The sequence below is a fragment of the Proteiniphilum sp. genome, from assembly GCF_034927365.1.
Classification (GTDB): Bacteria; Bacteroidota; Bacteroidia; order Bacteroidales; family Dysgonomonadaceae; genus Proteiniphilum.
The window spans coordinates 1-21220 of record NZ_JAYFQD010000015.1; the positions used below are offsets into that span (position 1 = coordinate 1).

Annotated in this window: 14 protein-coding genes and 2 pseudogenes; 15 read left to right on the top strand and 1 reads right to left on the bottom strand. The window is 45.6% G+C overall.

All coding sequences use genetic code 11. The features are described from left to right. The 15 genes and pseudogenes from VB073_RS11625 to VB073_RS11695 all read left to right on the top strand — a co-directional run. Positions 1-704: NAD-dependent epimerase/dehydratase family protein (locus tag VB073_RS11625; RefSeq protein WP_323404349.1), on the top strand; the 704-nt coding region annotated here is incomplete at its 5' end. A 121-nt stretch (positions 705-825) separates the two neighbouring features. Beyond that, positions 826-1761: a helix-turn-helix transcriptional regulator gene (locus VB073_RS11630; protein ID WP_323404350.1), complete on the top strand. Its 936-nt coding sequence runs from the start codon at positions 826-828 to the stop codon at positions 1759-1761. A 10-nt stretch (positions 1762-1771) separates the two neighbouring features. Continuing rightward, positions 1772-1918: pseudogene (locus tag VB073_RS17480) on the top strand (nitroreductase family protein); the annotation flags it as partial. A 234-nt stretch (positions 1919-2152) separates the two neighbouring features. Further along, complete coding sequence (locus VB073_RS11640; protein ID WP_323404351.1) at positions 2153-3370, top strand: L-serine ammonia-lyase; 1218 nt, start codon at positions 2153-2155, stop codon at positions 3368-3370. A 155-nt stretch (positions 3371-3525) separates the two neighbouring features. Further along, entirely contained in the window at positions 3526-4116 is a 591-nt protein-coding gene (gene ruvA / locus VB073_RS11645; RefSeq protein WP_323404352.1) for a Holliday junction branch migration protein RuvA, read from the top strand. Positions 4117-4309: 193 nt separating this feature from the next. After that, positions 4310-11512 (top strand): cell surface protein SprA, encoded by a 7203-nt coding sequence (sprA, locus tag VB073_RS11650; RefSeq protein ID WP_323404353.1) that lies wholly within the window; start codon positions 4310-4312, stop codon positions 11510-11512. A 299-nt stretch (positions 11513-11811) separates the two neighbouring features. Further along, positions 11812-13371: a HAMP domain-containing sensor histidine kinase gene (locus tag VB073_RS11655; protein WP_323404354.1), complete on the top strand. Its 1560-nt coding sequence runs from the start codon at positions 11812-11814 to the stop codon at positions 13369-13371. 1 nt (position 13372) lies between these two features. Beyond that, on the top strand, positions 13373-14089 hold the full coding sequence (locus VB073_RS11660) for a response regulator transcription factor (protein WP_323404355.1): 717 nt from the start codon (positions 13373-13375) through the stop codon (positions 14087-14089). A gap of 143 nt (positions 14090-14232) precedes the next feature. Next, positions 14233-14976 carry a CDP-alcohol phosphatidyltransferase family protein gene (locus tag VB073_RS11665; protein ID WP_323404356.1) on the top strand — a complete coding sequence of 248 codons (744 nt, stop codon included), beginning with the start codon at positions 14233-14235 and terminating at the stop codon, positions 14974-14976. A 14-nt stretch (positions 14977-14990) separates the two neighbouring features. Continuing rightward, positions 14991-15863, top strand: coding sequence for a YicC/YloC family endoribonuclease (locus tag VB073_RS11670; RefSeq protein WP_323404357.1), 873 nt, complete (start codon positions 14991-14993; stop codon positions 15861-15863). A 46-nt stretch (positions 15864-15909) separates the two neighbouring features. Then, positions 15910-16470, top strand: a complete 561-nt coding sequence (gene gmk / locus VB073_RS11675) for a guanylate kinase (protein WP_323404358.1) — start codon at positions 15910-15912, stop codon at positions 16468-16470. A gap of 127 nt (positions 16471-16597) precedes the next feature. Continuing rightward, on the top strand, positions 16598-17512 hold the full coding sequence (locus tag VB073_RS11680; RefSeq protein WP_323404359.1) for an alpha/beta hydrolase: 915 nt from the start codon (positions 16598-16600) through the stop codon (positions 17510-17512). Between the two features lies 1 nt (position 17513). Next, positions 17514-18407, top strand: coding sequence for a transporter (locus VB073_RS11685; RefSeq protein ID WP_323404360.1), 894 nt, complete (start codon positions 17514-17516; stop codon positions 18405-18407). Between the two features lie 240 nt (positions 18408-18647). Next, on the top strand, positions 18648-19946 hold the full coding sequence (locus VB073_RS11690; protein WP_323404361.1) for an alginate export family protein: 1299 nt from the start codon (positions 18648-18650) through the stop codon (positions 19944-19946). Positions 19947-20083: 137 nt separating this feature from the next. Further along, positions 20084-20179 (top strand): annotated as a pseudogene (locus VB073_RS11695) (DNA-binding response regulator); the annotation flags it as partial. Here VB073_RS11695 and VB073_RS11700 read toward each other — a convergent pair. Beyond that, the gene (locus VB073_RS11700; RefSeq protein WP_323404362.1) at positions 20175-21167 is read right to left on the bottom strand and encodes a Gfo/Idh/MocA family oxidoreductase; all 993 of its coding nucleotides are present in this window, start codon (positions 21165-21167) and stop codon (positions 20175-20177) included. The pseudogene VB073_RS11695 and the gene VB073_RS11700 sit on opposite strands and share 5 nt — an antisense overlap. Positions 21168-21220 lie beyond the last annotated feature (53 nt).

The window sequence follows — 21220 nt, forward strand, 5'->3', positions numbered from 1 at the left end:
AGCAGTTTCCGCTTATTGTAAGAAATGTGATTGATGCCTGCAAGATAAACAGGACAAAGCTGGTGTTTTTTGACAATACCTATATGTATCCACAGGACGACCGGGTACTTACCGAAGAGACGATTTTCGATCCGGTAGGAAAAAAAGGGAAAGTCCGCAGGGAAATGGCAGAAATGGTGTTGAAGGAAATGCAGTCGGGGGAATTGGAAGCGGTGATTTGCCGTGCTCCCGAATTTTACGGTCCGGGAAAAACGCAAAGCATAACCAATACTTTAATTTTCAATAACATCAAAGAGGGTAAAAAACTGAAAGTACCTCTAAGTGATGCTAAAATGAGAAGCCTGATCTGGACTCCCGATGCAAGCAACGCCACAGCTTTGATTGGCAATACGCCCGATGCTTTCGGCCAGACCTGGCATCTGCCTGTGGATGAGAGCCACCCCACTTACAAGCAGTTTATTGAGTTGGCTTCAGAAGTTTACGGCAAGCAACTTAAATATTCGGTAGTGCCGAAATTCATTTTTAAGATCGGTGCAATGTTTAATAAAAGTGTAAAAGAGTTGCAGGAATTGTTGCCGAGATATGAACACAATAATGTTTTCGATGATTCCAAATTCAGAAAGCGTTTCCCGGATTTTGAAGTAACAACTTATCGAAAAGGAATGGAGCAAATTAAGAACGACCAATTTTCATTACAGAAATAAAAGAACTATTTCGTTGAGCGAACACAGAGGTAAAATTTATTTTAACTATGTTGAGCGTAGAATTAACAATCGAGGAGCGAAGGCAACTCAAATAGTCTAATGAAATTGAATTATTTTTACAATGTATAAATCAGATAATCAACAAATGAAAGTTCCGGTAAAAGTTTCATCTATCAGTGCACTGCATCAGTTTTTGAGGTTGAAAAAGCCTTCCAATCCGCTGATTAGTGTATTTAATTTTGATGAGGTAAACTTAGAGCCGGAAACTATTTTAAGTACCATAACTACTGATTTTTATGTGGTTGCCTTGAAAAAAGATTGTGTGGGCGGCAAGTGCAAATACGGCCAGCAGTATTATGATTTTGATGAGGGAATAATGTACTTCATTGCTCCGCACCAGGTATTGCAGTTTGAAGATGTATTGCTGAACGGTGTAAAAGGATTTGTGCTGGTATTTCATCCCGATTTTCTGCAAAGCTATCCGTTAGCTTCAAAAATGAAGGATTACGGTTATTTTTCCTATCAGAGTAATGAAGCATTGCACCTTTCGGAAAGGGAAGAACAATCCGTTATGGACATTATAGGAAACATAGGTCGTGAAATAGATGCCAATATGGATGCGTTCACACAGGATTTGTTAGTGTCTAACATTGATTTATTGCTGAAATACTGCGACCGTTTTTATAACCGCCAGTTTCTAACGAGGAAAAAAGCCAATACGGATCTGCTGATCAGGCTCGAAGCGTTGCTGGACGATTATTTCAAAAACGAACGCATGCTTGAAAAGGGCATTCCTACCGTTCAATACATTGCAGGAGAACTACACTTAAGCCCTAATTATCTGAGCGATATGCTTCGGGTACAAACCGGACAAACTACGCAGCAGCACATTCGGAACAGAGTGATTGAAAAAGCAAAAGAACTACTATCTACAACATCAATGTCCGTATCTGAAATTGCTTATTATTTAGGATTTGAACATCCTCAATCCTTCCATCGCCTGTTCAAAAACCGCACTTCTGCTTCTCCTTTAGAGTTCAGGGCATCTTTCAATTAAAAATTAAGTTATGCATTTAGAAGAAGTATTGAATTTCCGCCGTTCCGTGCGGGTATATGATAGGGAAAAACCCATTGATGCTGAAAAAGTAAAAAAGTGTCTGGAGTTAGCGACTCTGGCTCCCAGCAGTTCCAATATGCAGTTGTGGGAATTTCACCATAATTACAACTGCCCCATGGTGCAGAAGTGAATATGGTGGTAGCCTGTGGCATCAGAAAAGGTAATGACGGTATTTGGAGCGAACGATGTCGAGTTCCCTTTGAAGAAGTGTATCGAAGAAATTAGACTTTTGACTATTGCAATGTTACTTCGAAAAAAATTGATACCAATCAAAAAAAAATGCATAACAAATCCTACCTTTGTGGCGTATAAACAGTTTCATTCTTAATTCATGCAATCGATCAGAGAACTGTACCGTATCGGCAACGGCCCATCCAGCAGTCATACTATGGGTCCGAAGAAAGCTGCAGCCATGTTCGCCCAGGATTATCCGGAAGCGAAACAATTCGTCGTTACTCTTTACGGAAGCCTGGCCGCTACCGGCAAAGGGCACTTGACCGACGAAGCCATCCTGCAGGTGATGGAACCGGTGGCACCCGCTACCATTGAATGGTTACCAAGAACATTCCTCCCTTTTCATCCCAACGCGTTAAAACTAGAGGCATATAACAGCGATGGAGTTGTCATCGGTTCACAAACGGTTTATAGCGTAGGCGGCGGAAAGATCTCCGATGGAGAAAAAACCATCGGTGTCACAGGTAATGAAGGGAAAGATATTTACCCGATGACCACCATGACGATGATCATGGAGTGGTGCGAGAAGACGGGCAAGAGCTACTGGGAATACGTGGAAGAACATGAAGGCAGAGAGATATGGGATTATCTGGCAGAGGTGTGGGATGTGATGAAGGCTGCCGTGGAAAGGGGGCTCGACAATGAAGGAGTGTTGCCTGGTCCTCTAAGCCTTCAGCGCAAAGCCGCAAGTTACTTCATCAAAGCCAAGGGATATAAAGCGTCACTGCAATCACGGGGACGAGTATTTGCCTATGCATTGGCGGTATCGGAAGAGAATGCTTCGGGAGGAGAGATTGTTACGGCACCTACCTGTGGCTCCTGCGGAGTGGTGCCTGCTGTGCTTTATCATCTTGAAGAGAGCCGTAGCTTCAGCAAGAACAGGATGCTCCGTGCTCTGGCTACCGCCGGTTTGGTAGGTAATATCGTGAAGGAAAATGCATCCATCTCCGGTGCCGAAGTAGGATGCCAGGGAGAAGTAGGGGTTGCCTGTGCTATGGCTGCTGCAGCTGCCAGTCAGCTCTTCGGTGGAAGTCCTGCCCAGATAGAATATGCAGCGGAGATGGGGTTGGAACACCACTTGGGGATGACCTGCGATCCGGTATGCGGACTGGTCCAGATCCCCTGCATCGAAAGGAACGCCTATGCTGCTGCAAGAGCGCTGGATGCCAACCTTTACTCATCGTTTACCGATGGTATACACCGCGTTTCATTCGACCGCGTAGTGAATGTGATGAAAGAGACCGGCCACGACCTGCCTTCACTCTACAAAGAGACCGGTGAAGGAGGATTGGCGAAGGGGCACCTGTTTGCTTGAGGCGAGGAGGCCGGGGAACGAAGAAAAGGGGAGAATGAGAGACGAGGAGGCTTGAAGAGGGAGGTGAAGAAAAAGGAAGGTTTTTGTGCCCCGATATACTTTTTTATAAATTTTGCCGTTATAACAGCGGTATTACGTAATCAACCTGTTAAGAAATGATAGACTATATCAAAGGAGTTGTAGCAGAGCTTAGCCCTACCAACGTCACGTTGGAATGTAATGGTATCGGTTACCAGTTGAATATCTCGCTGAACACCTACGGTGCAATCAATCAGGAGTCTACGGCAAAACTGTATGTCTATGAGTCCATCCGTGAAGATGCCCACGTATTGTTCGGTTTCAGGGACAAACACGAACGGGAGTTGTTCCTACACCTCATTTCGGTATCAGGTGTAGGTCCCAGCACTGCAAGAATAATTCTTTCTTCCCTCAATTCAAGAGAACTGGAAAATGTGATCGTCACCGAGAATACTACCGTGCTGCAATCAGTAAAAGGGATCGGGGCCAAGACAGCGCAAAGGATCATTGTCGATCTGAAGGACAAGATCAAAATGACCGATGAGAACGGCATTATTCAATTGCCCACGAAAAATGACCTTTCCGAAACAGGCCACTCCGCAGTATCGGCTCTGGTAATGCTTGGATTCGTACAGACGGCTTCACAGAAAGTGGTATCGAAAATTTTAAAAGAATCGCCCGCTTTACCGGTAGAAAGCGTGATCAAAGAAGCATTGAAAAGATTATAACCTTTTTGGTTGCAATCATATAAACACTTTGAAGAGATAATAACAGGCTGATTGCGTAATACGGATTTGATAATATGAATCCTGTTAAGCTGTTGTTTCTCTGAGAAAAAAAACAAACATATTCTCTCTTGTCCATGCGGTAATCACTCACTTTCTCTCTCAGTGGCCGTATGAAATCCGCGTGCTTGCCATTTTGTGCACGTATTATTTGGTATGCCCCTTTTCCCCAACCACCCTATCACCCCAATCCTCCAGTCTCCCCGTCCCCAAGCCTCCCCATCTCCCTGTTTCTCAGCCCCCCCCCACAGTACGGACTGAGGTGCGCTACGACCACCAAACCAACCTCTATATCTTTGAACGGATGATCGGCGACATGGCAGTCGAAATACTCTCTGTTATGACTCCAAAAGAGTATATGGAATACAGGTTGAAGCAAATGCAGAATAGTCATTTCAGGTATCGTAACGCTTCAGGCAACAGCACACCTCCTCCCATTCGTCCCACTCCCCTTTCCCTTCAACGTAACAGGAATAACCAGGGTACCTCCATTTTCGGTCCGGGAGGGATACGCCTCACCACACAAGGATCTATAGAGATATCGACAGGATTAAAGAGGGATGTGACCGATAACCCCACCCTGCCGCAACGGGCTCGCATACGCAACCGGTTCGACTTCGACCAGCAGATCCGGTTTAACATGAACGCGAAAGTAGGAGATAAAATCGACTTCAATATCAACTACGACAGTGACGCCACTTTCGACCTGGATGCCCGCCAGATCAAGCTGGCTTACCGGGGTGATGAGGATGAAATCATCCGCAATATTGAGGCAGGGAACGTAAGTATGACTACCACCAATTCGCTTATCAACGGTGGAACGGCTCTGTTCGGTATAAAAACGGACCTTCAGTTCGGGAAACTACATGTCAACACCCTCTTTTCCCAGCAACAATCGGAAACGCAGACGGTGAACAGCCGGGGAGGGGTACAGACAACACCTTTCGAGTTCAATGCCGACCAATATGATGAGAACCGGCACTTCTTTCTGGGGTACTATTTTCGGGAATCATACGATCATGCGTTGAGTAAGTTACCCTACATCCAATCACCGGTATCTATTAACCGGCTACAGGTATGGGTTACCAACAAACAGGGTCATTACGATCAGGTAAGAAACCTGATCGCATTTGCCGACCTGGGAGAGTTTAATACCATACATAACCCTCTTTGGACAGCACAGGGAAGTGAAGAATACCCTCATAATCGAGCCAATACCCTGTATGAACAACTTGTCTCCGGTTACTCCGGAGCAAGAGACATCACCATCACCGACAATATTTTACCGGACAACATGTTTCGTGGTATCGATTATGAGAAACTCGAAAATGCGCGCCTGCTCAATCCGTCTGAATATACATTTCAGCCGCAATTGGGTTATATCTCGCTTCAAATGCCATTGAAGGCGGACGAAGTACTGGCGGTCGCCTTCGAGTATACCCGAAACGGAGAAGTATATCAGGTGGGTGAATTCTCTGATGATGTAGGAAAAGAAGCCGGGGAAAACAGCCAGACAGGCAACGGAGCGCTCTTCGTAAAACTATTGAAACCGGTATCTCTTTCCCCCCGGGCCTATACATGGGATCTGATGATGAAAAATATCTACTCCGTGGGTTACAGTGCCTACGATTTGCAAAAAGAACATTTTAAACTGCAGATCACCTACCAGAGCGACACCACAGGTATCTATCTGAATTACCTTCCCAACAGCGGTATCGAAGAGAAATTGCTGCTACAGGTGATGAACCTCGACAGGATCAATGCACGTAACGATCCCTACCCTGACGGTATTTTCGATTTTGTAGAGGGCTATACGGTAGACCGGGAAAATGGACGTATTATTTTTCCGGTCGTAGAGCCATTCGGTTCCCACCTGCGGGAAATGATCGCCAACGATGCCGTAGCAAACAGGTTTGTCTATCAGGAGTTGTATGACTCCACACTCACCGTCGCCCGACAAGTGCCGGAAAAGAACAAATTCCGGATGAGCGGTGAATACCGGGGTTCGTCAGGGGCAGAGATCAACCTCAATACGATGAATGTCCCCCGAGGCTCAGTACGGGTGACTGCCGGCGGTAATACCCTCACAGAAGGAGTCGACTATTCCGTAGATTACCTCTCCGGCGTAGTACGCATCATCAACCGGTCGATCATCGATGCAGGCACCCCCATAAGTGTCACACTTGAAAACAGGATGGCATCGCAAATGCAACGCAAAACACTGATGGGAGTAAACCTGCTCTACAATTTCTCGAAAGATTTCTCCGCAGGAGCTACGCTGATGCACTATTACGAGAAGCCAGTCATCATGAAAACCGTCTTCGGGGATGAATCGGCAAAAAACACCTTGTGGGGGTTTAACCTGGATTATAAAAAAGAATCTATCATCCTGACCAATCTCCTCAACCTGCTCCCATTCGTCGAAGCAAGTGCCCCTTCACAACTCTCAGCCAGGATGGAATTTGCCTATCTGATCGCAGGGCATTATAAAAACAAATACACAGGTAGCTACTCTTATCTCGATGATTTCGAAACATCCGCTTCGGGTATCGACCTGCGCAACCCCTACGGATGGTCGCTTGCCGCCACTCCTTACAACAACACCTCTACCGGGTTATTCCCCGAAGCAGCTCTTTCCAACAACACCGAATATGGTAAAAACCGGGCACAGCTTGCCTGGTTCCATATCGATGGTATGTTCACCTACAGGAACTCGGGGCTTACGCCCTCTCACATAAAAAACGATACCGAACAACTCTCTGATCACCGCGTACGGGAGGTTTATGAACGGGAGATATTTCCTGGCAGGGAGGCTCATTTCGGGCAGCCTGCTACCATCCCGGTACTCAACCTCTCTTACTATCCCAACGAGCGTGGGCCTTACAACCTCGACACTAACGTCGACAGTGAGGGGAGACTGCTCAATCCCCGGGATCGCTGGGGAGGTATCACCCGTCGGATGGACATCCATGACTTTGAGGCCGCCAATATCGAATATATAGAAGTCTGGCTGATGGATCCTTTTATAAACGATACACTGGAGACCTCACGCGGGGGAGATCTCTATCTTAACCTGGGAGAAATATCGGAAGATGTATTGAAAGATGGTAAAAAATTCTTCGAGAACGGGTTGCCCGTCGACGGAGATTCCACCGCCGTAGGCTACACGGTATGGGGAAAGTACCCTAAGCGGCAGTCCACTGTCTATGCTTTCGACAACTCCCGCGGTGACCAGTCCCGCCTGTTACAGGATGTGGGGCTGAACGGGTTGAGCAGCGAGGAAGAAAAAAAATATCCCGCCTACAGGGATTATCTGGAAACATTACGGACCCGCCTGTCGGGTGAGACCCTTTCACAAATGCAGGAAGAGAGCCACTCTCCGCTGAATGATCCGGCTGGGGACAGCTTCCGTCATTACCGCGGAACGGAACAGGACAGACAGCGGCTGAGTATTCTCGACCGATACAAATATTTTAACGGTACAGAGGGGAATTCGCTCTCACCCGAAGATGGAAATCCCTATTTAACTGCTTCACGGGCTACACCCGATATTGAGGATATCGATAACGACAACACGCTCAACGAGAATGAGTCCTACTATCAATACAAAATTTCCCTCCGTCGCGACGCAATGGAAGTGGGAAGCAATTTCATCTCCGACAAACGGGAAACGAGTGTACGGTTACGAAACGGCACAGATGGGAGAGTTACCTGGTACCAATTCAAAATCCCTATCCGGGAATATCAGGTAAAGACGGGAAATATGGAGGGATTCAATAACATCCGTTTTATGCGGATGTTCCTTACCGGATTTGAAGAGCCGCAATTCCTGCGCTTTGCTACACTGGAACTGAAACGGAGCGAATGGCGGAACTACCGGAACGACCTCGTCTCCGGTGGGACAGTCACCGGATCGGGTAACCTCAATATCTCGACGGTCAATATCGAGGAGAACGGACGTCGCACACCGGTCAATTACGTCCTACCCCCAGGTGTCACCCGAATTCTCGATCCGGGGCAACCCCAACTACGCCAGGAAAACGAACAGTCTCTCTCTCTAAAAGTGACCGACCTCGATCCGAACGACAGCCGGGCAATCTATAAGGGTAGTATGTACGACCTTCGACGCTATAAGCGACTGCAGATGTTCGTACACGCAGAACGGTTACCGGAAGATCCCGGTACACTGCAAGACGGTGACCTCTCTATCTTCCTGCGATTAGGGTCGGACTACAGGAATAATTACTACGAGTACGAGATACCGCTGCGCCTCACTCCTGAGGGGCAATACAGCAACCTCAACCTGCCGGATCAGGAGAAAGTATGGCCGGGAGAGAATATGTTCGACTTTCCCCTTGAGTTGCTCACCAACCTGAAGTTAGCACGCGATGCTGACAAACAGCATGATGACGGAATATCCTTTTTTATACCTTACTCGCGTCCTGATCCCGATAAGCCGGAAAATAGGATTGGCATCACCGGCAATCCATCACTGGCTGAAGTAAAGGTAGTGATGATCGGCATCAGGAATAATACTGACAGCTACCGTTCGGCAGAGATATGGGTCAATGAGCTGCGGATGAGCGAATTTGACGAGAAAGGGGGCTGGGCAACACAGGGGCACATGCAACTGGCACTCTCCGACGTAGGAACGGTGAGCTTCTCCGGCCGGAAAGAGACAGCCGGCTTCGGAGCACTCAACCAGAGTCTGTTGGAGCGCCGCGATGACGATTACACATCGGTACAACTCTCGTTAAATCTGGAAATAGGACGTTTCCTGCCTAAACAACTCAAATTGTCGGCCCCACTCCACTTCTCCTACTCTAACCAACTCACGGCACCACTCTACGACCCTTTCAACCGGGACATCCTGCTCTCGCAATCACTCCAATACTCCACTTCGCAGCTCCTGCGCGACTCCATACAACGGATCGCTACCACAGGCATCAAGGACGTAAGTTTCAGTCTCAGCAATATGAAGATGGATATCAAAAGTAAACAGCCGATGCCATACGATCCGGCCAATTTCAATTTCACCTACGCCCGCAATGAAAACCAACGACGGAGTCCCGATACTGAATACGCTACACTGAAAGATTTCAGGATACAGGCAAATTACGACTACACTCCACTGACAAAAACCTGGCAACCATTCAAAAACAGCGATACCAGTTCCGGTTGGAAAAAACCGCTCGGGACAATAAATTTCAACTACCTCCCCAACAATATAAGGCTCAGTTCCGATCTCGTACGCCACTATGAGGAGGTGCAACTGCGTGATTTGAACGCCCATGTAAAAGGAACAACGCCAGCAGACCAGAAGTATCTGTCGTTCAGCCGGAATTTCTTCTGGAACAGGGATATCTCTATCGCCTGGGATCTGACCCACAACCTGAAAACCACTTTCCGTTCGGGTACTGTCGCCGAGATAGAAGAACCTTATCTCCAAGTGAATAAAGAACTCAACAGGAGCGATTACGCCATATGGAAAGACTCTGTAATACAGAGTATCCGCGAACTGGGAAAACCGTTGAACTATGCACAGACAGCTGATGTGACTTATACCCTGCCGTTCGCTCATATTCCACTGCTTGACTGGATCGGATCGAGTGCTGCATACCATTCCCGCTACCGGTGGGAACGGGGAGCCATGATAGAGGACGAGAAGATCGGTAATTTTTTGCAAAACGACCTTTCATTCACACTCAATAACCGCTTTAATCTGGTATCATTATACAACAAAATTTCTTTTTTACAAGAGATCAATAATCGTTTCGGCAGTGAATGGCATCCACAGCAGACCGGCAATCCAACCGCTACACGAAACAATGCGGGACATGACATCACCCGTTACGCAGTACAGACACTAATGATGTTCCGGAGTATCAACATAAACTGGGGATACAGAACACGCAACGATATCCCCGGTTTTGACGGGATGATCGGTGACTTCTTTGGACAGTCTGATACACCGGTCGGGATATTGCCTGGCTGGAAATTCGCTTTCGGATTTGAAGGTGGTGATCGGTTCGTCGAAAAACTGAAATCGGATAATCTCCTTGTGATGAACAAAAATAATATCAAACCGGCAATTTATAACGAAACCCGAAACCTGCGGCTTGATGCCTCCATAGAGCCTCTTCCGGGACTAAAAATTGATCTGAACGCATTATACGAAAAGAATCACCGCACCGAAATCCAGTACATGTTCGACGATATGCCGAAAAAGAGAGGCGGCAGTTTCGCCATGACCATTCACAGTCTCTCTTCGGCATTTGAAACGTCTAATGCAGGAAATAATTACCATTCACACGCATTCGGAAAATTCCTCGCAAACCGGCAGGTTATTGCAGAACGGACAAGACTACAATACTCCGGCACCAATTACCCTACAGGAGGATTTCTTAAGGGCAGTGATTACGCGGGTAAGCCGTTCGATAAAAACATCGGCGATATTGGCTTAAATACAGCCGATGTGCTTATCCCTGCATTCCTTTCTGCCTATACAGGCAAAGATCCTGCATTGATCGGGCTGACTCCTTTCCCGGATATATCTGCACTCTTGCCCAACTGGTTTGTCTCCTACAATCTGATGAGGTTGTTTCCCAAACTGGGAGAACATATGCAGTCACTCACCCTCACACATCAATACCTCTCCCAATACAGGGTCGGTTCATTCGAATCCTTCATGAGTTGGGTACCTCTCCCCGATAGAAGCGATTTGGGGTATATCAGAGACGCGGTCTCCGGCGCACCCATTCCATCCACTCCTTTCAATATTTCTTCTGCGAGTATCCAGGAGAGTTTCAATCCTCTAATTGAAGCCCGAGGGGTATGGGATAACAACCTGAGTCTCCAACTCCGGATCAATAAAAGCAGGGCGCTCAATCTTAATACTGCCTCCTACCAGATCGTAGAGACGAGTGACCGCGATATTGTAGTCGGCATGGGATACCGCATCCAGCACTTCAACCGTCTCATCGGCTTCGGATCAAACACCATCACCAAAGAGCGGCGCCACTCCACGAAAGAAGCATTGAACCGCGAAACGGAAACAGAAAGAGTCTCAACATTCAGTAACGATCTGAACATCCGTCTTGATATTTCACGGAAGACTACCCATGCCTTGATCAGGAAGATTGAAGAGCAATTCACACAGGCTACGAGCGGCATAAGAACTACCACTATAAGCTTTTCTGCCGATTATTCACTAAGCAGACTGGTTACCTTACGTGCATTTTTCGACAAAGTGATATATCGACCGCTTGTCTCATCAGGCTCTTACCCTACCGCTACCACCAGTGCCGGAATAAGTCTGAAGTTCAGTATGGACCAGTGATTAGGTGGTTGGATGGAGAGGGGGTTGTTCAAAATCCCAATTCCAAGTCTTGAATCTATAAGTCTTGGTTCTATAAGTCTTGAATCTTGGTTCTCCAACGAATTAAACAAATCCTAAAAAGAAAACACAAGAGCGGTTATTCTATTAATTAATGTTGTAAAAGATACCCCCTTACGTTTTTTTTTAATTTTAAGGACAAGTGTTAAACAAAAAAGCGGTTTATTTGTTAAATTAAAAATGAAGAAAGACGATCTTTGAAATAAGATTATCACTAAAACGGAGGTAAGTAAAAGAAAAGTATGAAAAAATCAACTATCTGGCTGCTTGCTATTGTGATGTTTACTGCGTTTCTTGTGTTGCTGTTCCTACAGGTAAGATATATGAAGACCAGTCTGGATATCCGTACCCAACAGTTTGACGAGCAGGTAAACAGAAGTTTGTATAATGTGATGAGGAAACTGGAACAAGATCAGACACGGAAATATCTTGAACAGGATATGACTGAGTCGGAAAACAGATATTCGCAGTACAATCAATCACAGATTTCACAGCACATCACGAACCAAAGCAGTAGTACAATCATTACTCGGCCCGATGGAAGTGAAACAAGAATTGAACTGAGCCGAACGGAACAATCGTTGCGTCCGAAACAACAGAGGGAAAGTGTCTTTTTATCGCCTAACCGAGGTTCCAGTACTATTTCCAGAACGCAGCACGATATGCAACAATCTTTGAAGAAACGTTATCTGCACGAAAGAGAGTTGCTGGACAATGTCATTTTGGAAATAATGAGTCGTGCCAGCGACGAACCGATTGAAAAGCGGTTGGATTTCAAGAAGACGGAGCAGCATATCCGGTATGAATTGGCATATAATGGATTGAATGTACCGTTCAGTTTTCAGATTGTGGATTTCAATAATAAAGTGGTCTACTCGTCACCGGGATTTTCCACCAAACAGAAAGATGCAATTTACACCCAGATTCTTTTTCCCAACGATCCATCGGCAAAATTAAACAAGCTGAGGGTTTATTTCCCGACGAGAAGTAATTTTGTGTACAGCGAACTTTCTTTCTTTATCCCGTCGCTTATATTTACGGTTATCCTGTTGATAACGTTTATATTCACGGTGGTATCACTCTTCAGACAGAAGCGTTTGTCTGAAATGAAAAATGATTTTATCAACAATATGACACATGAGTTGAAAACGCCTGTCTCTACCATCTCGCTGGCATCCCAGATGCTGAAAGATGAATCGATACTGAAGTCACCCGAAGTATTCAAACATGTCACCGGCGTGATCCATGATGAGACCAAAAGGCTCAGTTTTCAGGTAGAGAAAGTGCTGCAGATGTCACTTTTCGACAAACAGAAAGCTACGTTGAAAATGAAGGAGATCGATGCAAATGATCTGGTGGTGAGTGTGGCCAATACGCATGTGTTGAAAGTAGAAAAACTGGAGGGTACCCTCGACATAGATCTTCAGGCGGAAGAATCGACCATCAGAGTGGATGAGATGCATTTCACCAATGTGATCTTCAACATCCTGGATAATGCGTTGAAGTATCGTAAAAAGGAGATCCCTCCGCAGTTAATGATCCGGACCCGTAACGAAGGGAATAAGATCATTATCAGCATCGAAGATAATGGGATAGGAATGAGGAAGGAAGATTCGAAGAAAGTATTCGACCGGTTTTATCGCGTGCCGACCGGCAACCGTCATGATGTGAAGGGGTTTGGCTTAGGGCTGGCATACGTGAAAAAAATTGTGACTGATATGAACGGCACTATACGTGCCGATAGTGAATTAGGAAAAGGAACCAAATTTATAATAAGTTTACCCGTAATAACACAAAAATGATATGGAAGAGAAGCTAAAAATTTTTTTATGCGAAGATGATGAGAATCTTGGCATGTTGCTACGAGAATATCTCCAGGCAAAAGGGTTTGACACAGACTTGTTTCCCGACGGGGAAGCCGGTTTCAAAGGATTTGTAAAGACAAAATATGATCTTTGCATTGTGGATGTAATGATGCCTAAAAAAGACGGAATTACACTTGTAAAAGAGATAAGAACCATCAATACGGACATCCCGGTAATTTTCCTGACTGCAAAAAACATGAAGGAAGATGTGCTGGAAGGGTTCAAAGCAGGTGCCGACGATTATATCACCAAACCATTCAGCATGGAAGAGCTGGTACTTCGTATCGAAGCCATCATCCGCCGTGTGAAAGGTAAAAAGAGCAAAGAGCAACAGGTCTATAGCTTTGGTACGATGTCTTTCGACACGCAAAAGCAAATTCTTACGATTGGTGATAGCCAGACAAAACTGACGACCAAAGAGTCTGAGTTGCTTTCGCTCCTTTGCGCACATGCCAATGATATCCTTGAAAGGAATCACGCACTGAAACAGATATGGGAAGAAGATACTTATTTCAATGCCCGTAGTATGGACGTGTATATCACCAAATTACGCAAGTTATTGAAGCCAGAACCCAATATTGAGATTATCAATATTCACGGTAAGGGATATAAGTTGATCGTTCCCACTGATGACGGAGAGAACGGAGAACAATAACAAATTGATTATCTGATCACAAAAAAGCCACCCCGAAAAGGAGTGGTTTTTTTTTCCAATAAATTTTACCGTCACAAATTCGCAACATTAAATTAATTGACTACTTTTGTAGAATGTACAGAAGAGATTAAAAAAGAAGTCATATGAAGAATAATAGACGTGAAATGGCAAAGTCTCTTAGATTGATCGCGAAAGATCGCCAGAGAACAAATATACTTCGTGAGTGGGAACAGAAAACAATAGCCTACCTGGTACAAAAAGTCCCTGCATGGATCTCTTCCGACGGACTCACTATTTTTGGTTTTTTCGGTAATATGGTTGTTGCTTCCAGTTTTATCCTGGGTGCTTTCGTGAACCGTTATTGGTTACTTCTGTGTATTTTGGGATTCATTGTCAACTGGGTGGGAGACTCACTTGACGGTCGGCTCGCCTATTACCGTAACAAACCCCGTAAATGGTATGGTTTCTCTCTTGACGTGACAGTAGACTGGATTGGCACTTTCCTTATCGGACTCGGGTTCATGATTTATATAAATCATGTAGACTATATACACAGCGGGTGGTTATATGCCGGTTTCTTCTTCGTCGTAATGTACGGATGGGAGATGGTTACTGCCCAGTTACGTTATAAGATTAGTGGTCAATATTCCATTGATTCAGGTATTTTTGGCCCTACAGAAGTACGGTTGATATTGGGGATCATTATTACCGTCGAGGCGTTTGTTCCGGGTATCATACAGTACCTTGCCTCTGTCGCCTGTGTGATACTCCTTGTATCCAACCTGGTAGAAATGCGTAAGCTCCTCAGTTTGGCCGATGCGCAGGATAAAGTCGATCGCAGCATAAAAGAAGAGGAGTTTAAAAAGAAGCGAATCGAAAACGCATAAGTGATATTCACAGTATGACACATTCAATGACGGGATACGGCAAGGCCGTGGCAGAACTCCCGAACAAGAAAATAACCATTGAGATAAAGTCGTTAAACAGCAAGCAATTCGACTTGTTTACACGTCTCCCTCTGGCTTATCGCGAAAAAGAAATCGCTTTGCGAAACTCGCTCTCCCGCCTCCTGGTACGGGGAAAAGTAGATCTCTCCATGAATGTGGAGGTGATTGCTAAAGATGTGACATCGAAAATCGATCACAATGTGTTAAGTCAGTATCACCGGGAGATTTCAGGATTGGCGGTTGAATTGGGTATTCCCGAGCCGGGAGATTGGTTCCCGATCCTGTTACGGCTTCCCGATGTGATGAAACAGGAACAGGAAGAATTGAGCGACGAAGAATGGAATATCATTGAAGAGGCAGTAAACCGTGCAGTGGACGAAGCAATAGCTTTCCGCAGGCAGGAAGGAAAAATGCTTTCACAGGTACTGACAACGAAGATCAACAACATCCGATCCCTGCTGGAGGCTGTGGAACCCTTTGAAGAAGAGAGGGTGGAAAAAGTGAAGAGCCGCATCCGTGAAGGACTGAACAGCCTGGAAAATATTGACTACGATAAAAGCCGGTTCGAACAGGAGATGATCTACTATATTGAGAAATTAGATATAAATGAAGAAAAAAACCGTCTGGCGCATCATCTCGATTATTTCACAGCTACATTGAAAGAGACAGAACCGCAGGGAAAGAAACTGGGTTTCATCGCGCAGGAAATAGGTCGCGAGATCAATACGCTCGGTTCTAAATCCAACCAGTCGGGCATGCAACGGATCGTGGTACAGATGAAAGATGAACTCGAACAAATGAAAGAGCAGATTTTAAATGTATTATAACTACCGGTAAGGGCAGCAAGCGCCGACACCGGAAAATGAAATGACAATGGCCAAACTGATCATCTTTTCGGCGCCTTCAGGTGCGGGCAAATCAACATTAATAAGATTTTTACTATCACAAAAATTAAATATCCGGTTCTCTGTCTCAGCTACCAGCCGCATGCCACGCGGTGAAGAGAAAGAGGGTGTGGAATACTACTTCCTTACACCGGAAGAATTTCGCAGACGCATTGCCAACAACGAATTTCTTGAATATGAGGAGGTGTACAAAGACAAGTTCTACGGAACCCTGAAAAGTGAAGTGGATCGTATTCTTGCCGAAGGGACGAACGTGGTCTTTGATGTGGATTGCATGGGCGGATTGAGCATAAAAAAAATATACGGCGACCGAGCTCTTAGTATTTTCGTGATGCCACCGTCGGTAGAGGTGTTGCGCGAACGACTCGAAAAAAGAGGAACCGATGCCCCCACAATAATTGAACACCGTCTTGCCAAAGCAGAATACGAGATGAGTTTCGCTCCACAATTCGATAAGATCGTCTATAACGAAGATTTCGACCAGGCGAAGGAAGAAGTGTTGAGGCTGGTCACGGAATTTATTCAGTAGTTATTCGGCTTCGCCATTATTCAATTGTTATTCGTTCGCTGTTACTGAATTACAACCAAACAACAATTGAATTACTACTGAACAACAACTGAATTACTACTGAATTACAATCGAATAACTATTGAATATGAAGATATTTTTATCTGTAGTCCTGTTTTTTCTGACAGTTGTCCTCTTTGGTCAAACGGTGCAGAAGGAGACACGTCTTTTTGCTGAAAAGGAAGGACAAGCACTAAAAATGGATATATACAAAAGTGATATGGGATCGTCACAAACGCAACCATGTCTCCTGTTTGTCTTTGGTGGCGGCTTTAAAGATGGTGGCCGGGACGCGGAACTTTATCATTCCTACTTCCACTATTTTGCCAAGAAAGGATTCACTGTAGTCTCCATCGACTATCGCCTGGGCATGAAAGACCAGAAAGCACCCGGGGTATTCAATAATAAACCCATTAGGAATGCTATTGCAATCGCTGTCGAGGACCTCTACTCTGCCACAAATTATCTGCTGGAAAACGCCGCGGAATTACATATCGACCCGTCACTGATCATTATCAGCGGATCGAGTGCCGGTGCAATTACCGTATTGCAGGGTGACTATGAGAGCAGAGATAACCGCCCCGCTGCCGATGTGTTACCCGATAATTTCCGTTACGCGGGTGTGATCTCCTTTGCGGGTGCCATCTTCAGTAACGAAGGAGTACCTTCCTATACTCAACCACCCGCTCCTACTCTTTTCTTTCACGGTAGCGCCGACAAACTGGTACCCTATGACAAGACTCGATTTTTCAAACTGGGTATGTTCGGTTCCAAGTCATTGGCTAAAAAATTCAGGAGTGAAAAATATCCCTATATGTTTTACAGTATAGAAGGTATCGGCCACGAAGTATCAGAATATCCCATGCAAGAATACCTGCCGGAGATCGAACGGTTCATTTCCGATTGGGTACTCAACCGCCAACAATGGATGACCGATATCGATTTCAAAGATATGCTCCGCAAGTCGGATACTTCCACCACACCGGGAAATTATTACAATTAATATGCGGAAATATATAGAGAAATATCTGCTTCCCATCGCGATGATCCTGGGGATCGGATTTCATCGGCAAATATCGGTACTCTCTCCTGCTATTCCCTACCTGCTCGCGATGATGCTCTTTATCACCTATAGCAGAGTAAGATGGAGCGATATCAAGCTTACCAGATTTCATTATATCCTACTCTCTATACAGTATATAGGAAGTGCTATCATCTACTTTGTACTCCATCCATTCAACGAAACCCTCGCGCAGGCAGCTATGATCTGCATGCTTACAGCCACCGCCACCTCTGCGCCCGTGGTAACAGGAATATTGGGTGGCAGCATCGCGGTAACAGCTGCCTACGCCATTATCAGCAACCTATCCGTAGCCCTGATCGCTCCCCTTTTCCTCTCTCTGGTGGGAAATGCAAGCGAAACAGTCTCCTTAGGTGCTTCCTTCTGGCATATCTTCCGCAGTGTTATCCCTATTCTCGTCTTGCCTTTCCTGGTGGCATTACTGCTAAAGAAGACGGCTCCTAAAGTACACAAGAAAGTCCAATCGGCACAGATTGTCTCCTTCTATCTCTGGGCAGTCGCTCTCACCATCGTGATCGGCAATATCACCAATTATGTGCGACTACAAGGCAACAGTCATTACCGCCTCGAAATCATTATCGGTGCCGTTTCATTAGTGATCTGCCTGTTGCAGTTCTTCTTCGGAAGAAAGATCGGTCGCCGTTTTGGACAAACCGTCGCCGGGGGACAAAGCCTGGGACAAAAAAACACGGTACTGGCTATCTGGCTAACCCAAACCTACCTGAACCCGCTCGCCACCCTCGGCCCAGGGATGTATGTCTTGTGGCAGAATCTGGTCAACTCCTGGCAGATATGGAGGGAGAAGCGGAAAAATTAATATGCCAATATGCCAATGTGCCAATGTGCCAATAAGAATAATTCGAATAATGAAATAATATTTTAATAAGACAGATAAGAATAATGTAAACAATAATTTAATGGTGCAATGGCTTACAGTTTAATTGGCACATTGGCATATTAATGAATTGGCACATTAACTTTCTCTTGATTCTAAAAAAAGATGTATCTTTATCGCCATAATAAATAGGTAAATAACAAAATATCAACTTAATTTATCATGCAAAAATTTGTCATTATCCAACTTCTGATAATCTTAGCTTTTCCTTTTCTGATGAACGCGCAAGAAGAGGAAAAAGGAGGTGAATTCTCCATAGATATCAATCTGCGTCCCCGGTTCGAATACCGTAATGGATATTCCTATCCCCGGCTGGAAACCGACAGGCCATCGGCCTTTACCTCAAACCGTGCCCGTATAGGGGCCAACTTCGACAACGGATTCCTTTCCGCCAGGATAGCTGCTCAGGACATCTCTATCTGGGGACAGAAGCGCCAGAACGATAATGACGGAGCGCGCACTACCATGCATGAAGCCTGGGCTCAAATGCGACACGACGGATTCTTTGCCAAAATAGGACGCCAGTCGCTCAACTATGATGATGGACGGATCCTGTCGGAATCGAGTTGGACATCCACCGGCATCTGGCACGATGCGGTGAAACTGGGTTACGAGAACCCAATGAACACCCTGCATCTGGCATTTGCCTACAACCAATCACGTGAGAAAACCAACGAAGGCACATTTTATGAGGTTGTAGGCCAACCCTATCAGAATATGCAGATGGCCTGGTACCAGTACCGGAACCCGATAGGATTCACTGCTTCGGCACTCTTCATCAACCTCGGTTTTGAAACCGGCAATCCTACTCCTGAAGAAGGAGCGCCCATCAGCAAAAAGACTTATATGCAGACTATGGGTACCAACATCGGTTACAAAAACAAAATCTGGAATGTGATGGGAACATTCTATTACCAAGCAGGCACCAACAGTAAAGACGAAAAAGTAAGTGCCTACATGCTGGCATTGAGGGGACGTTATGCTTTACGACCACGGCTTTCCCTCTATGGTGGGACAGAGTTCCACCCCGGACAAGACCCCGATTCGGAGAAGATAACCCGCATGGATCTGCTATACCGCTCCAACCACTCCTTCATGGGATCGATGGACTATTTCAAGGGATACGACTATTACGGTGTGTGGGATAAATATATCGGGGTGAACTGGAATGCATGGAGGAAACTGGGGTTAGATCTGCGGTACCATCATTTCTCTTCTGAACAACTCATCGATGTAGAAGGAATAAATAAAAACGTATTGGGGTCAGAAATAGATTTCACCTTCACTTATCCTATTCGCAAACATATCATGCTCGAAGGCGGCTACTCTTTTATGCTCGCTACCGATGCCATGCCTATCGCAAAAGAACAAAAAGAACATCCCGGTAATCCCGATTCATGGCAGGACTGGGCCTATATCAGTCTCACCATCAATCCCACTATTTTCAAAAGCCGGTTTTAGATCAAATATCCATAGACCAATCAATGATACGATCTCGCCAAAAGAGGACCATTGCCACTGTAGTTCTCCGTTGTAAGTCATCTCTATTCGTTGAGTTAGAGATATACTGAAAGAGGACTTCAGTATGAGCGTCCGGAATGAAACCCTCCCTGAAAATACTTTTCGCCGATGACGATATGAAATACGTGCTTTTGCTAAAAGATTTCTTTACCCGCAATGGTTTCGATGTCACTTTATATTGAGTCTCCTGGCAGAAAATATCAATTCCATTACCCAATTGGTGCGGGAAGCCGAGATAGCGGTACTAACCGGTTCTGTTCCATGCCCGTTCAGGAAGTTGACGATACTTTCGATCAGATAGTATTGGATATTATCAGGATTTTGTTCGTGGAACTCCTCTATACCTTTTGAGGTTTCCAATAATATAGGTGAAAATTTAAAAGTGGAACAGGTCAACTTCCCTTTTGTGCCGGTTATATCAATCAGGTCGGTACGGCTGTTTGCTGGTGCAACAAAACTCCAGCTTCCGCTCCCCGTCACCCCGGATTTAAACCTGAAAGCAGCGGTCACGCTATCTTCCACCTCATACAACCCCGCTACATTGTTAGTAAATCCATAAGCATCAATAATCTCATCGAAGAGATAATCAAGCAAATCGAGTTGATGGGATGCCAGGTCGTAGAAATAGCCCGCGCCGGCTATATCTTTCTTTACCCGCCACGGTAGGGTCTCTCGGTTGTAATCGTCCTTATAAGGTGGAATGGCGAAACGGATCTGTACGGTGGAGATCTCCCCCAGAAGTCCGTCATCAATCAGTTGTTTCACCCTGAGAAAATAGGGTAAGGTGCGACGGTAATAGGCCACAAAACAGGGCATACCGGTCTCCCTGGATACTTTGTTTATACGAAGACACTCTTCGTACGACACAGCCATCGGCTTCTCCACATAGACCGGCTTACCTGCTCTCATGGCTGCAACGGTATATTCCACATGTGAATCGGGGGGTGTGGCTACATAGACTGCGTTCACTTCCGGATCATTGATCAGGTCCTCCGCATTGTCATACCACTTCCCTATCCCATGCTGACGGGCATACTCTTCTGCCTTCCGGCTGTCTCGGCGCATCACCGCCACCACTTCCGATCCTGCAACCTTACTAAACGCCGGACCGCTCTTCTTTTCGGTGACAGCCCCACAACCGATAAATCCCCAACGTACCATAATTAATGTGCAAATATGCCAATATGCCAATGTGCCAATATCAATAATGATTT

Coding starts and splice junctions, on each gene's coding strand:
- VB073_RS11700 (WP_323404362.1), bottom strand. CDS start 21,167: ATGGTACGTTGGGGATTTATCGGTTGTGGGGCTGTCACCGAAAAGAAG.
- VB073_RS11655 (WP_323404354.1), top strand. CDS start 11,812: ATGAAAAAATCAACTATCTGGCTGCTTGCTATTGTGATGTTTACTGCG.
- VB073_RS11640 (WP_323404351.1), top strand. CDS start 2,153: ATGCAATCGATCAGAGAACTGTACCGTATCGGCAACGGCCCATCCAGC.
- VB073_RS11630 (WP_323404350.1), top strand. CDS start 826: ATGTATAAATCAGATAATCAACAAATGAAAGTTCCGGTAAAAGTTTCA.
- gmk (WP_323404358.1), top strand. CDS start 15,910: ATGGCCAAACTGATCATCTTTTCGGCGCCTTCAGGTGCGGGCAAATCA.
- VB073_RS11660 (WP_323404355.1), top strand. CDS start 13,373: ATGGAAGAGAAGCTAAAAATTTTTTTATGCGAAGATGATGAGAATCTT.
- VB073_RS11680 (WP_323404359.1), top strand. CDS start 16,598: ATGAAGATATTTTTATCTGTAGTCCTGTTTTTTCTGACAGTTGTCCTC.
- VB073_RS11685 (WP_323404360.1), top strand. CDS start 17,514: ATGCGGAAATATATAGAGAAATATCTGCTTCCCATCGCGATGATCCTG.
- VB073_RS11665 (WP_323404356.1), top strand. CDS start 14,233: ATGAAGAATAATAGACGTGAAATGGCAAAGTCTCTTAGATTGATCGCG.
- VB073_RS11670 (WP_323404357.1), top strand. CDS start 14,991: ATGACACATTCAATGACGGGATACGGCAAGGCCGTGGCAGAACTCCCG.
- VB073_RS11690 (WP_323404361.1), top strand. CDS start 18,648: ATGCAAAAATTTGTCATTATCCAACTTCTGATAATCTTAGCTTTTCCT.
- ruvA (WP_323404352.1), top strand. CDS start 3,526: ATGATAGACTATATCAAAGGAGTTGTAGCAGAGCTTAGCCCTACCAAC.